This is a genomic window from Sorangium sp. So ce590 (genome assembly GCF_051521365.1).
In the GTDB taxonomy this organism is placed as follows: domain Bacteria; phylum Myxococcota_A; class Polyangia; order Polyangiales; family Polyangiaceae; genus Sorangium.
The window spans coordinates 10,183,286-10,197,778 of sequence record NZ_CP150346.1 but is presented as its reverse complement, the minus strand read 5'-3'; the positions used below and the strand labels follow the sequence as shown (position 1 = coordinate 10,197,778).

The 14,493-nt window shown below is 70.6% G+C and carries 7 protein-coding genes; 5 read left to right on the top strand and 2 right to left on the bottom strand.

The window, feature by feature from the left end; genetic code table 11:
- Positions 1–112 precede the first annotated feature (112 nt).
- Together WMF28_RS38640 and WMF28_RS38635 are read right to left on the bottom strand one after the other, a co-directional pair.
- A complete protein-coding gene (locus tag WMF28_RS38640) occupies positions 113–3,082 on the bottom strand; it encodes a HEAT repeat domain-containing protein (RefSeq protein WP_437598633.1) in 2,970 nt (989 codons plus the stop codon).
- Positions 3,083–3,276: 194 nt separating this feature from the next.
- Entirely contained in the window at positions 3,277–4,389 is a 1,113-nt protein-coding gene (locus WMF28_RS38635; RefSeq protein WP_437598632.1) for an alkene reductase, read from the bottom strand.
- Between the two features lie 142 nt (positions 4,390–4,531).
- On the opposite strand from WMF28_RS38635, the gene WMF28_RS38630 reads away from it, so the two are divergent.
- The 5 genes from WMF28_RS38630 (at position 4,532) to WMF28_RS38610 (ending at position 13,907) form a co-directional block, all read left to right on the top strand.
- Positions 4,532–4,915 (top strand): winged helix-turn-helix transcriptional regulator, encoded by a 384-nt coding sequence (locus tag WMF28_RS38630; protein WP_437598630.1) that lies wholly within the window; start codon positions 4,532–4,534, stop codon positions 4,913–4,915.
- A 310-nt stretch (positions 4,916–5,225) separates the two neighbouring features.
- Positions 5,226–6,815 carry an ATP-binding protein gene (locus WMF28_RS38625; protein WP_437598629.1) on the top strand — a complete coding sequence of 530 codons (1,590 nt, stop codon included), beginning with the start codon at positions 5,226–5,228 and terminating at the stop codon, positions 6,813–6,815.
- Positions 6,812–7,252 carry a response regulator gene (locus WMF28_RS38620; protein ID WP_437598627.1) on the top strand — a complete coding sequence of 147 codons (441 nt, stop codon included), beginning with the start codon at positions 6,812–6,814 and terminating at the stop codon, positions 7,250–7,252. Before WMF28_RS38625 ends, WMF28_RS38620 begins: the two co-directional genes overlap by 4 nt.
- Before the next feature lie 114 nt (positions 7,253–7,366).
- Complete coding sequence (locus WMF28_RS38615) at positions 7,367–11,701, top strand: HAMP domain-containing protein (RefSeq protein WP_437598626.1); 4,335 nt, start codon at positions 7,367–7,369, stop codon at positions 11,699–11,701.
- A gap of 16 nt (positions 11,702–11,717) precedes the next feature.
- Entirely contained in the window at positions 11,718–13,907 is a 2,190-nt protein-coding gene (locus WMF28_RS38610) for an ATP-binding protein (RefSeq protein WP_437598624.1), read from the top strand.
- The last annotated feature ends 586 nt before the right edge of the window (positions 13,908–14,493 follow it).

Below are 14,493 nucleotides of genomic sequence, written 5' to 3'. Positions count from 1 at the left end.
TCACGGTGGGGCGGAGAGGCGGCGAGGCGCGCAGATCGCGATGTGGCCTGGCGGAGGCCGGCCACGCGCCGAGCTCTCCGTGCAGATCGCGATGTGACCGGACGGCGGCCGGCTACTTGCTGCGCTTGACGACGCCGAGGGCCCGCTGCGCCGCCTTGACGGCCGCCTGCGCCTCCTTGCCGTCCACCGCGGCGAGCGCCGCCATGATCGCGGTCGCGACCTCGCGCCGGCTGTGCGGGTGCACGTCGGCGAGCTTCAGGTAGAGCTGCGCCTTCTCGGCGAGATCGTCGCCGCCGCGCCGCGCCTCGATCCGCTCGAGCAGGCAGCCCGCCACCGCGGCGTCGTCCATCTTCTTCAGCGCGTCGAGCGCCGCCGCCCGCTTCGCGAGCTCCGGCCGCGCCTCGATGAGATCCACGAGCGGCGCGAGCGCCACGGGGCCGAACGCGCGGATCGCGTCCGCCACGATGCCGGGCTTGTACCCCTCGGCGTAGGCCGACAGGAGCTCGCTCAGCCCGCGGACGTCGCCCAGGTAGCCGAGCGCGTACGCGGCGATCTTCGCCTCCCGCTCGTCCTTGCCGCGGCCCGCCAGCATCCGCACGAAGGTCTCGACCATCTCGACGTCGCCGAGCTGGGCGAGCGCGTAGGCGGCCTCCTCGCGCACGTCGCGGGAGGCGTCCGCGTAGAAGGCGCGGCGGAGCGCCGGGAGCGCGGCGAGGTCGCCCAGCTCGGCGAGCGCCTTGAGCGCCTCGCCCCGCTCCTCCTTTGTCGGCGCCGCGCCGAGCGTCTTCGCGAGCTCCTGCACCCGATCCATCCGCGCGGCGCGGCGCGCGCGCACCGCGGCGCCGCCCGACCCGGCCGACGGCTCCGCGTCGATCGCGTCCAGCGCGTCGCGGGCGAGCGCCCGCAGGCCGGCGTCCTTGGCGTGCTCCGCGACCTTGCCGAGCATCGCCGCCGCCTCGCCGCGGGCCGGGCCGCCGTGCTGGACGACCGCCTGCAGCACCCGCACCGCGGTCAGCTTCGCCACGCGGCCCGCCTTCACCGTGAGCGCCTTCTCGGCGGCGGCGATCGCCTCGGCCCCGAGCGGCGCGAACGTCCTCGCGATCGTCGGCGTCGCGGTGCCGTCGGCCCAGATCGGGAAGATGCTCTGCACGAGCTCGCTCGCCGGCAGCGACGCGTAGTAGCGCGCGTGGTGGACCGCGGCGACGTAGCGGCTCATCGCGCCCGCGGCCCGGCGCCGCGCCACCTCGTCCGGGGGGTGCGTCTCGTCGGGCCGCGCCACGACGACGCTCTCGTAGGTCGGCACGCGCTCGATCGCCTTGCCCTCGCCGGCGCGATCGATGTGGGTCGCGCCGGCGAGGCGCACGAGCGCCATCTCGAGCACCTGGTAGAGCTTGATGAAGTCGTCGAGCCGGTCGGCCGGCTCGGGCTTCTGCGGCAGGCTCTGGAGCAGCGCGGCCTGCTTCTCGAGGCGGAGGTCGCGGAGCCGCTCGGCGAGCGGGTCCGTCACGCGCGCGCTGAGCCCGGTCAGGCCGGTGGCGAGCGCCTCGGCGAGCTCCTCGCGGACCTCGCCGAGCGCGATGGCCGCGGGCGAGGCGCCCGCCTCGCGGGCGGCGGCGTTCCACGCGGAGCCCTCCAGCGGCCCGGTCCGCGCCGCGGCCCCCTGCTCGATGACCGGGAGCAGCGAGAGGCCGAGCGGGCCCTCGACGATCGCGGCGAGCGGCCACAGGACGGGCAGGGCGGCGTCGATCCCGACGTCGCCGAGCAGCGCGCGGAGCCGGGCGTCGCGGAGCGAGCCGGCGAGCCGCTCCTCGAGCGCCGGATCGTCGGGCAGGTGGAGCGCCTCCCCCTTGTCGTCGACCGCCGAGAGCCGCGCGCCGCGCGCGAAGAGCGTGTCGGTGAGCACGGCGACGGGCACGAGGTCGGGCGCGAAGACGTCCTTGCGGTGCTCCTGGAGGGCCGCGAGCGCCGCGCCGACGTCGGGCAGCGCCCGCGCGAGGACGGCCTCGAGGGCGCCTGTGTCGAGCGGGCGCTTGTCGCCGAGATCGGTGAAGTCGAGGCGGAGCGGCGGGTAGCCGGGGTAGGTCGTCGCGCGCGGCCCGGCGAGCACCTCGCCGGCGAAGCTCCGCTTCGGCTCGGTTCGCTTCGCCATGAAGGCGGGGAGGATCTGCTTTTCGCTGAAGTGCCGGCCGGACTCGAGGTCGATGAATCGGCTCTCCCGGATGACGAAATCGTCGCTCGTTGTCCGCGTCGAGAAGGCGTACTCGACGAGCGTGAGCCCGTCCGCGGGCATCCGGTCGGACGCCTTCCACGTCTTGCCGACGAGCTCCTCGACGTGGCGGTCGTCGAGCGGCTCGCCCGCGAGGTGCTTCTCGAGCTTGCGGGCGGTGAGCAGGAGGTCGGCCATCAGGTTCGCGTAGGCGACCGCCGGGAGCGCGTGGCGGCGAGCGCCCGCGGCCTGTCGAGCGCCCGCGGCCTGTCCGGCGCCTGCGGCCTGTCCGCGAAGCAGCGCGGCGAGGTCGAGCGTCCGGGCCGAGAGCCGCCGGAGGCGGTTCTCCCGGAGGCCCTCGGCGAGCTTCTCCATCTGCTCGATGCGGTCGGCCCCGATCGTCGCGACGCCGGCCACGCCGAGCTCGCGCACGAGCGTGCTGACCTGCTCGACGCCCGACTTCATCAGGGCCTGCGCGTTCGCGGCCCCCTTCTTCACGCTCTTGCGCGCTCTCTCCCCGCCCGGGGCGCCGGGGGGCGCCGCGTCGCTCACGACGAACGACTCGGGCGCGCGCGCCCAGGCGACGAGCAGCGCCGCCGCGTGCTTGCAGAACGCGGTGCTGAAGGCCCGCGCCGGGCAGGTGCAGCGCCCCTTGAACGCGGGCGCCGGCGCGTCGCTGTAGACGAGCGTCACCTTGTAGGGCGAGGCCCCCGAGCCCCTGGCGTCGCAGAATAGCTTGTTCTCGTGGCGCGCCAGGTTCAGGAGCTGCCCGCCGTCGTAGAGCAGCGTGCCCTTCTTGAGCTCCCCCGCGTCCTGGATGAACGCCCGGAGCTCGGCGGCCCCGATGCGTTGCACCTCGCCCGGCGCCGCGCTCACGGGGCCTCCGCGGGCGAGCGCGCCGGGCAGAGCGCCAGGTGGATCTCATCGTCCGGGAGCAAGGGAGCGGCGGCCGACATCGGCCTGGAAGCCTATCATGGGCAGCGGCGCGGGGGCTCCTGGCCCTCGCTGCCGCTCGAGAGCGCGGTTCTCGGGATCAGGTCATCTGGCCACGGCGTCCTCAGGCCATCAGGTCAGCTCGCGGCGCTGGCCGCCTGCGCCTCGCCGAGGCGCGGGTAGTCGACGTAGCCGCGCGGGCCGTCGGAGTAGAAGGTCGCGACGTCGGGCGCGTTGAGCGGCGCCCGGCGCGACAGGCGCTCGGGCAGATCGGGGTTGGCCAGGAACGGCACGCCGAAGGAGACGAGGTCCGCCACGCCGGAGCGCAGCGCTTGCTCGGCGGCCTCCCGCGTGTAGCCGCCGTTCACGACGAGGGCGCCGCGGAACCGCTCGCGCAGGAGGGGCGTCACCCGCCCCGGGGCGTCCGGCGGCTCGCCGGAGGTCGGCTCCACGACGTGCAGATAGACGAGCTTGCGCGCGGAGAGCTCGGCGGCGACGTGGCCGAAGAGCGCCTTCGGATCGGAGTCGCTCATGTCGTTGTAGTCGCCCGTCGGCGAGACCCGCACGCCGACCCGGTCCGCGCCGAACACGCCGGTCACGGCGTCGGTGACCTCGAGCAGGAACCGCGCCCGGTTCTGGATCGAGCCGCCGTACCGGTCGGTCCTCCGGTTCACGCCGTCGCGGAGGAACTGATCGATGATGTAGCCGTTCGCCGCGTGGAGCTCGACCCCATCGAAGCCGGCGGCCTTGGCCTGGCGCGCCCCGTGCTCGAACTGCGCGACGACGCCGGGGACCTCGTCCGTCTCCAGGGCGCGCGGGGTGCTGTACGGCTGCGGGCCCTCGGCCGTGTGCGCATGGCCCTTGCGGATGGCGATGGCCGAGGACGACACCGGCGCTTGCCGGTTCGGCTGGAACGAGACATGGGACGACCGCCCGACGTGCCAGAGCTGCGCGACGATGCGCCCCCCAGCCCGGTGGACCGCGTCCGTCACGAGCCGCCACCCCTCGACCTGCGCGTCGGTGTGGATGCCCGGCGTGCGGAGATATCCGATGCCCTGCGGGCTGACCTGCGTGGCCTCGGTGACGATGAGGCCTGCCGAGGCCCGCTGCTCGTAATACCGCGCGTGGAGCTCGGTCGGCACGTGGCCGTCCGCGCGGCAGCGCGTCATCGGCGCCATCACGAGGCGGTTCGGCAGCGACAGGGGACCGAGCGCGAAGGGGCTGAACAGCAGGTCAGAGGCGGTGGTCACGATCGATGCTCCTTGCAAAGAAGATGTAGCTTCCGAAAGGGAAGTAGCATCCGTTCGGCGAGCATCATGAATCCATACTACCTCGTGTCAAGGGGCTTCCTTTTTGGTAGTGAAGCGGTCATGCTGTGGCAAGGGTCGTGGAATGAAGCACTCTTGCCAGCACCTCTGCGACAGGTTCCAGGCGGCGATGGCCGTGCTCGCCAAGCCCTGGAACGGCCTCATCATCGCGACGCTCGAGGAGGGCGCGCTCCGCTTCGGCGAGATCGGCGAGCGGCTCGACGCGATCAGCGATCGGATGCTCTCCAGCCGGCTGAAGGAGCTCGAGGCGCTCGGCCTCGTGGTGCGGCGCGTGCTGCCGGGCCCGCCCGTCCGCGTGGAGTACGAGCTGACCGACGCCGGGCGGGGGTTCGGCGATGTGGCGCAGGCGATCTCGCGGTGGGGGGAGCTGCTCGAGGAGAGCGCAGCGCGCGGCGGCGGGGCGAAGCGCGCGCGGCCGCGGGCCGCGCCGGTACGCAAGGACGCGTGACCGATGTCACGGAGGAGTCCGCCAGATCCAGTGCTCCGCTCAGGGAGAGCCTGATGTCGAGCGCTCGTGTGGCGCGGTCGCGCGATGAATGCCTCTGTCGAGCGCCAGGAAGGCCTTGCCGATCGGGGCAAATGGTGATGTGATCCGAGGGCTTCGCACGATCGGAACCCGCCGATGACGCGGGGCGTCAACGCGGTGGCGTCCTCTGGGCGCCGCGGGGGATCGTCGTATGGCCCTGCAGCACCAGCGCCGACCCGCGGGGATGAGGCTAGCGCACCAGGTCTGGTTGTCGCTCGTCGTCCCTATCGCGATGGCGATCCTGCTGTATGGCGTGTTCGCCTCGGCGCACCGCAAACAGGTCCTGCGGGACGAGGCCACGGCGGAGCTCCGCAACTACGCCACCCTGCTCCAGGCGTTCGTCGAGAGCGCGCTGCAGCGCAAGGACATCGCGCTCGTCCGGCGGCGCGCCGAGCACTTCGCGAGCGCCGAGCGCATCCTGGGCGTCGCCGCGTTCACAAGGGAAGGCGAGGCGGTCTTCATCACGGAGGGGGTCAAGCGGGAGGCGGAGCGCCTCGAGGCGTTCGCCTATCGGTCGTTCCGCGAGGGCGGAGACATCGAGGAGCCTGCCCGTCTGGTCGGACAATCGGTGCTGATCCGCACCGTCTCCATCCAGCCGAGCAACGCCAATCCGCCCCTGGTCGCGGTCCTGGTGCGCGACCGCCACTACATCGAGGTGCTGGAGGACACGTTGAATCAGGGCCTGGCGGCGACTGGCGTCGTGCTGCTGCTGATCAGCGCGATCGTGGCCGGGCTCGTGGGGCGCTTCACCGTCGCGCTCCCGGCGAGGGCCATCCTCTCCGGGGCCGAGCGCGTGGCCAGCGGGGATCTCGACGCGGCCGTGCCCGAGAAGGGCGCGGAGGAGCTGTCGCGCCTGGCCCATGCCTTCAACACGATGACGTGGTCGCTGCGGGAAGCCCGGGAGCGCGCCGAGCGGGAGGAGGCGGCGCGGGTGAACGTGGAGCGCAGGTTGCAGCAGGCGCAGGCGCTCGCCGCCGCGGGGCAGGTGGCGACGTCGCTCGGCCACGAGATCGGGTCGCCGCTGAACGTGATCCAGGGCCGCGCGCGCCGCGCGGCCGACCTGCCCGGGTGCCCGGAGCACCTGCGCGCCGAGCTGGAGACGATCGCGCGGCAGTCCGAGCGGATAACGCGCGTCGTCTCCCGCCTCGTCTCCCTCGCTCGGCCGTCGCGGTCGCAGCAGGAGGACAGCGATCTCCGGCGCGTGATCGACGACGTTGTCGCCTTCCTGGGCCCGGAGTGCAGGAAGCGCGACGTCGAGACGAGCGTCCTGTGCCCGCGCGACCGCGGCGCGTGGGCGCGCGTCGCCCTCGACTCCGATCGCCTGTTTCAGGTGGTGTTCAATCTATGCCTGAACGCCATCGAGGCTCAGGACGGCGGAGGCGAGCTCGTGGTGCGCGTGCTCCACGAGTGCGAGGGCCCGGCGGGGTCTCGCGCCGTGTGCTTCGAGGTCGAGGACGCGGGGCCCGGGGTCCGCGCGGAGGACGCGGCCCAGATCTTCGAGCCGTTCTTCACGACGAAGGCGACCCGCGGCGGGAGCGGCCTTGGCCTCGCCATCGTCCACGGCATCGTCGAGGAGGCGGGCGGATCCGTCGAGGTCGCCTCCTCGTCGACCGGCGGGGCGCTCTTCCGGGTCATCCTGCCCACGATACCCTCCGGCTCGCCGGAGAGCAGGAAGGCGAGCGCAGAGGCGAGCTCGGCAGTGGACATGAAGACGAGCTCAGCAATGGACATGAAGACGAGCCCAGCAGTGGGGTTGAAGGCGAACCCCGAGATGAATCTGGTGGCGAGCACAGGGGGCATAGAGGAAGGACAGAAAGGATGAGTTCGAGCTCACCGAACGTGTTGATTGTCGAGGACGACGATGACCTTGGCCGGTTCGTCGTTGACATCGCAACGGACCACGGTTATCAGGCGACGCACGTCGCCGATGCTCTGTCGGGCCTCCGACTGCTCCCGTCCGGCAAATTCGAGCTGCTGATCACGGATATCCGCATGCCGGGCATGGACGGCATCGAGCTGATCGCGCGAGCCAAGGAGCACGACCCGTCCCTGGCGATCATCGCCATCACCGCGTTCGGCTCCGTGGAAACGGGGATGCGCGCCCTCCGCGTCGGCGCCTCCGATTACCTCTCGAAGCCTTTCCGTTCCGATGAGCTAAGCTCTCGCATGCGGCGCGCGCTCGAGCGCCGCGCTCGCGACATCGAGCACGCTCGTCTCCAGCGACAGGTCGAAGAAGTTCTGCGCCGCGGCAAATCGTGAGAGCGCGGCGCACAAAGGCCTCGTGACGCCGCCCTTCCCCGGCCTCGTCGAGGCCCGAACAGCCCAGGCGGGATCGAGATTTCCAGGCGCGCACTCGTCCTCAGGAAGGTATTCATGCAACCGAACAACATCGCCGCGAGCTCGAAGGACAAGAGCGGGAGCGGCGCGAGCAAGAAGAAGCCGCCGTCCCGCAAGGGCGGCGCCGTCGGGACCCACCTGGATGTGCGGGAGATGCAGCTCCAGGCGATCCTGGAGGTGCTCAAGGCGGTGAAGGCGGGCAACTTCTCCGCGCGCGTCGGCATCGGCGAGGTGCCGGGGACGATCGGTCAGATCGCCGACGAGGTGAACGACGTCGTCCAGCAGCTGCAGACCGTCGGCTCGGAGATCACGCGCGTGGCGCGCGAGGTGGGCACCGAGGGCAAGCTCGGTGCGCAGGCCGAGGTGCAGGGCGTCAGCGGCACGTGGAAGGACCTCACCGACAACGTGAACGTCCTCGCTGGCAACCTGACCAACCAGGTGCGCAACATCGCGGTCGTGACGACGGCGGTCGCGAACGGCGACCTGTCGAAGCAGATCACGGTCGAGGCGAAGGGGGAGATCCTCGAGCTGAAGAACACCATCAACAAGATGGTGGAGCAGCTGCGCGCGTTCGCGTCGGAGGTGACGCGCGTGGCGCGCGAGGTGGGCACCGAGGGCAAGCTCGGTGCGCAGGCCGAGGTGCGGGGCGTCAGCGGCACGTGGAAGGACCTCACCGACAACGTGAACGTCCTCGCGGGCAACCTGACCAACCAGGTGCGCAACATCGCGGTCGTGACGACGGCGGTCGCGAACGGCGACCTGTCGAAGCAGATCACGGTCGAGGCGAAGGGGGAGATCCTCGAGCTGAAGAACACCATCAACAAGATGGTGGAGCAGCTGCGCGCGTTCGCGTCGGAGGTGACGCGCGTGGCGCGCGAGGTGGGCACCGAGGGCAAGCTCGGTGCGCAGGCCGAGGTGCGGGGCGTCAGCGGGACGTGGAAGGACCTCACCGACAACGTGAACGTCCTCGCGGGCAACCTGACCAACCAGGTGCGCAACATCGCGGTCGTGACGACGGCGGTCGCGAACGGCGACCTGTCGAAGCAGATCACGGTCGAGGCGAAGGGGGAGATCCTCGAGCTGAAGAACACCATCAACAAGATGGTGGAGCAGCTGCGGACGTTCGCCGCGGAGGTGACGCGCGTCGCGCGCGAGGTCGGCACGGACGGCAAGCTCGGCGGTCAGGCGCAGGTGCCCGGCGTCGCCGGCACGTGGAAGGACCTCACCGACAACGTGAACCAGCTCGCCGGCAACCTGACCAACCAGGTGCGCAACATCGCCCTGGTGACGACGGCCGTCGCCAAGGGCGATCTCTCGCAGAAGATCACCGCCGAGGCGCGGGGCGAGATCCTCGAGCTGAAGGACACCATCAACAAGATGGTGGAGCAGCTGCGCGCGTTCGCGTCGGAGGTGACGCGCGTGGCGCGCGAGGTGGGCACCGAGGGCAAGCTCGGGGCGCAGGCCGAGGTGCGGGGCGTCAGCGGCACGTGGAAGGACCTCACCGACAACGTGAACGTCCTCGCGGGCAACCTGACCAACCAGGTGCGCAACATCGCCCTCGTCACGAAGGCGGTCGCGAGCGGCGACCTGTCCCAGAAGATCGCGGTCGAGGCGAAGGGGGAGATCCTCGAGCTGAAGGACACCATCAACAAGATGGTCGATCAGCTGCGCGCGTTCGCCGCGGAGGTGACGCGCGTCGCGCGCGAGGTCGGCACGGACGGCAAGCTCGGCGGTCAGGCGCAGGTGCCCGGCGTCGCCGGCACGTGGAAGGACCTCACCGACAACGTGAACCAGCTCGCCGGCAACCTGACGAACCAGGTGCGCAACATCGCCCTCGTCACGAAGGCGGTCGCGAGCGGCGACCTGTCCCAGAAGATCACGGTCGAGGCGAAGGGGGAGATCCTCGAGCTGAAGGACACCATCAACAAGATGGTCGATCAGCTGCGCGCGTTCGCCGCGGAGGTGACGCGCGTGGCGCGCGAGGTGGGCACCGAGGGCAAGCTCGGCGGCCAGGCGCAGGTGCCCGGGGTGTCCGGGACCTGGAAGGACCTGACCGAGAACGTCAACGTCATGGCCTCGAACCTCACCTCGCAGGTGCGCGGCATCGCCAAGGTCGTGACCGCGGTCGCGAACGGCGACCTGCGCCAGAAGCTCGCCCTGGAGGCCAAGGGCGAGATCGCGTCGCTGGCCGACACCGTCAACGACATGACCTACACGCTGCGCGTCTTCGCCGAGCAGGTGACGACGGTCGCGCGCGAGGTCGGCATCGAGGGCAAGCTCGGCGGCCAGGCCAAGGTGCCCGGCGCGGCCGGCACGTGGAGGGACCTCACCGACAACGTGAACCAGCTCGCCGGCAACCTCTCCACGCAGGTGCGCGCCATCGCCGAGGTCGCGACCGCCGTGACCAAGGGCGACCTGACGCGGGCGATCTCCGTCGAGGCGCAGGGCGAGGTCCTTCAGCTGAAGGACAACATCAACCAGATGATCTCGAACCTGCGAGACACGACGCGCGCCAACCAGGAGCAGGACTGGCTGAAGACGAACCTGGCGCGCTTCTCCGGGATGATGGCCGGGCAGCGGACGATCGAGGCGCTCTCCCGCCTCATCATGTCCGAGGTCACCCCGCTCGTCTCGGCGCAGCACGGGGCCTTCTACGTGCTGGAGTCCGAGGACAAGAACCCGACGCTGAAGCTCACGTCGAGCTACGCATTCCAGAAGCGCAAGGGCATCTCCAACCGGTTCGCGCTGGGCGAGGGGCTCGTCGGGCAGTGCGGCCTCGAGAAGAAGAGCATCGTCGTCACGGATCTGCCGGACGACTACATCCGGGTGAGCTCGGGCCTCGGCGACGCGCCGCCGCGCAACATCTGCGTCCTGCCGGTGCTCTTCGAGGGCGGCCTCAAGGCGGTCATCGAGCTGGCGAGCTTCCAGAACTTCACGCCCATCCACCTCACGTTCCTCGAGCAGCTCACGCAGTCGATCGGCGTCGTGTTCAACATGATCGGCGCCAGCATGAGGACGGAGGAGCTGCTCCAGGAGCTCCAGCGGTCCAACACCGAGCTCGGCTCGCGCTCGCAGGAGCTGGAGGAGAAGGCGTCTGAGCTCGAGATCAAGAACCGCGAGATCGCGCGCGCCAGCGCCTCCCTGGAGGAGAAGGCCAGGGAGCTGTCGCGCACCTCGAAGTACAAGTCCGAGTTCCTCGCGAACATGTCGCACGAGCTGCGCACGCCGCTCAACAGCCTGCTCATCCTCGCCAGGATCCTCGCGGACAACGAGGAGCACACGCTCACGCCGAAGCAGGTCGAATACGCGAAGACGATCGCCGCCGCGGGGCAGGACCTCCTCCAGCTCATCAACGAGATCCTCGATCTGTCGAAGATCGAGGCCGGCAAGATCGACGTGAAGACCCAGCGGGTGTCGCTGTCCGAGCTCGCGGAGTACGTCGAGCGGAGCTTCCGGCAGATCGCGGAGCAGAAGGAGCTCGAGTTCTGGGTCCGGGTCGCCACCGGCGTGCCCTCGACGATCATGACCGACCTGCAGCGGCTCCAGCAGATCCTGAAGAACCTCCTGTCGAACGCCTTCAAGTTCACGTCGTCCGGGCGGATCTCGCTCGAGATCGAGCTGGCCAGCCGGGGGCTCACGTTCAAGCGGGAGACGCTCATCAAGGCGAAGACCGTCCTGGCGTTCGCCGTCACCGACACGGGCATCGGCATCCCGACGGAGAAGCAGACGCTCATCTTCGACGCGTTCCAGCAGGCCGACGCCTCCACCAGCCGCACCTACGGCGGCACGGGCCTCGGCCTGACGATCAGCCGCGAGCTGGCCAGCCTGCTCGGCGGCGAGATCTCGCTGAACAGCACGCCCGGGCTCGGCAGCAAATTCACCCTCTACCTGCCGGCGGAGCGGCCGGAGCAGAAGGTCATGAAGCCGGCGCGCCCCGAGCTGCCCGAGCCGATCCCGCCGCTGCTCACGAACGGCTCCTCCTCGGTCGCGCTCACGGGGCGGAGCGTGCTCGTCATCGACGATGACGCGCGCAACGTCTTCGCCATCACGAGCCTGCTCGAGAGGCGCGGGGCGCAGGTGCTCCTGGCCGAGAACGCGCGGCACGGCATCGAGCTCCTGCGCGAGGCCGAAGCGAGCATCGATATCGTGCTCATGGACATCATGATGCCCGAGCTCGACGGTTACGAGGCGACGCGCGAGATCCGGAGCGATCCCCGCTTCAACGAGCTGCCGATCATCGCGGTGACGGCCAAGGCGATGCCGGAGGACAGGCAGAAGTGCCTGGACGCCGGCCTGAACGACTTCGTGGCCAAGCCCGTGGACGAGGGGCGGCTGATGTCGGTCATGCTGCACTGGCTGCAGCCGGATTGAGCCACGGAGCCGCACGGTGTCCTCCGCGCCAGAGACGACAAGCATCCTCCTCGTCGACGACCAGCCCGAGAACCTGGCGGCGCTCAAGGCGATCCTTGTCGACGAGAGCTACCGCCTCGTGACCGCCGCGAGCGGGAAGGACGCGCTCCTCAGGATCCTGTCCGAGGACTTCGCGGTCCTCCTGCTCGACGTGCGGCTGCCCGACATCGACGGCTTCGAGGTGGCCTCGCTGGTGAAGCAGCGGGAGCGGTCGCGCCACACGCCGATCATCTTCCTGACCGCGGCGACGGACGACCTCTCGGCCATCTACAAGGCGTACGCGGTCGGCGGCGTCGACTACCTGCTGAAGCCGCTCGAGCCGGAGGTCGTCCAGGCGAAGGTCGCCGTCTTCGTCGAGCTCCACCGGCGCGGCGAGCAGATCAAGGAGCAGGCGGAGCTCCTGCGCAAGGCGGAGCAGCGGCGGCGCGACGCCGAGGTCGAGGACCTCCGGCGCGCCGCCCAGGCGAGGTACCAGAACCTGGCCGACGCCATCCCGCAGTGCGTCTTCACGGCGAAGCTCGACGGCGGCGTCGACTACGTGAGCTCGCGCTGGCTGGAGTACACGGGGCTCGCGTTCGAGGCGCTCCGCGGCTGGGGCTGGCAGGCCGCTGTGCACCCGAACGACCTGAACCAGTTCGTCAGCAAGTGGCGGCGCTGCGTCGAGTCCGGCGAGCCCCTCCAGGGCGAGTGTCGCCTCAGGTCCCGTCAGGGGGTCTACCGGTGGCACCTTTGCCACGCGGTCCCGGAGCGGGATGTCTGGAAGCGCGTGGTCGGCTGGCTCGGCAGCTTCACCGACATCGACGACAGCAAGCGCCACGAGCAGGAGCGCATTCACCTCCTGACGCGCGAGCGGGCGGCCCGCGCGGAGGCCGAGTCCGCGGTGCGCCGCTCGGAGCTGCTCGCCGAGGCGTCGAGCTCGTTCTCGGCGTCGCTCGACGAGGACAGCGTCGCGACGGCCCTTGTGCGCCTCGCGTCGGAGCGCATCTGCACCTGGTGCGTGCTCGACCTGCGCAGGGAGGGCGGCGCGCGCAGGCTCGCCGCCGCGCACCGGGGCCGCGAGGCGGCGCGGTTCGCGGGGCGGTTCGCCCCGCGGGAGCTCCCCCTGACCGAGCAGGGCGTGGGCGCGGTGCTGACGAGCGGCCGCCCCGATCTGCGCGTCGAGTGCGCCCCGCGCGACGTCGCCAGGGCGCTCGACATCGACGATCCGGCCGTGATCCAGGAGATCGGGGCCATGAGCTACCTGTGCGTGCCGCTCGTCACGCGCGGCAACGTGCTCGGCGCGCTCAGCATGGTCTGGGTGGAGCCGGGGGAGCGCTTCGAGCCCCCCGATTTCGCGGTCGCCCTCGACGTCGCCCAGCGCGCGGCGCTCTGCCTCGAGAACGCCCGCCTGCTGCGGCTCACGCGCGAGGCCGTGCAGATCCGCGAGGATTTCGTGGCGGTCGCCTCGCACGAGCTCAGGACGCCGCTCAGCGCGCTCATCTTGCAGGTCCAGGGCCTCATCCGCGCCCTCGTCCGCTCGGACGGCGGGCTGCCGGCGGAGCAGGTGCTCGCGAAGCTCGCCCAGGCGGAGGGGCAGATCGAGCGGCTCACGCGGCTCATCGACACGCTGCTCGACGTGACGCGCATCAACAGCGGCCAGCTCGAGCTGAGCCTCGAGGACGTGGACCTGTGCGACGTGGCGCGCGACGTGGCGAGCCGCCTCGAAATCGAGCTGGAGCGCGCCGGCTGCTCGCTCGACCTGGACATCCCGCAGGCGGCGGTCGGCCGGTGGGACCGCCTGCGCATCGATCAGGTGATCACCAACCTGCTCATGAACGCCATGAAGTACGGCCGCGGCAAGCCGATCCAGCTGCGGATCTCGGTCGACGGCAAGTCCGCGGTGCTCCAGGTGATGGATCAGGGCATCGGGATCGCCCAGGAGTACATCGCCCGGATCTTCGGCCGCTTCGAGCGGGCGGCACCTACAAGCTCGTACGGGGGCCTGGGCGTCGGCCTGTACATCGTGGACCAGATCCTCAGGGCCCACGGCGGGAGCATCCAGGTCGAGAGCGCGCCGGGCATGGGGGCGCGGTTCCAGGTGGCGTTGCCGCTCCCGCCCCGCGCGGCTGGATCGTCGGGGCCGCTGGGCGAGCGCCCTGGATCATCGTTGACCGGTCCTGCCGGCTGAGAGGCACTCTCCTGAGGGCGCCAGGCGCCCCCGGAGGCAGGCACGCCGCTCCGTTGCGCCATGGTTGCAACCGGTGGTTTCAACCATGAAAGGCGGCCCACGGCCGTCGCGGGAAAACGGGCGACGCCGGCATCCCGCGATGGTTGGCCTGCATCGTGCAACATGTTCGTGACAGAGCGCCCGGTGCAACCTCCCGGGGCAGTCCCTTGCCGATCACGATGGAGACACGGAGGCACGGAGCGAACCCAGACCCGTGCCTTCGTGCCTCCGTCGTGTGTGCGTACGTCCGCCGTGAGACGGCGGAAGGCGAGTGGATCTCCCGGGTGGACAGTTTCACGTCCGGACGGGCGCTCAGGGCTCGTGATCTCCGCACGGTGACGCTGCGTAAAAGATCGAAACAGTTTATAGGTTGACGAGCCCTCCGCTGAGCGACGTGATCGGTCTGCCACCACATCGGTAGTTCAAGTGAAACTTTCTATCAGCCTAGTCGGCCCCTCGATCAGCACTGGTTCTCTCATGGGCCAGTCATCCTCGCTCGAAGCGGTGGTTCGCGCGGCCGGTACCCGCCGTCGGGTCTCCGCGAGCG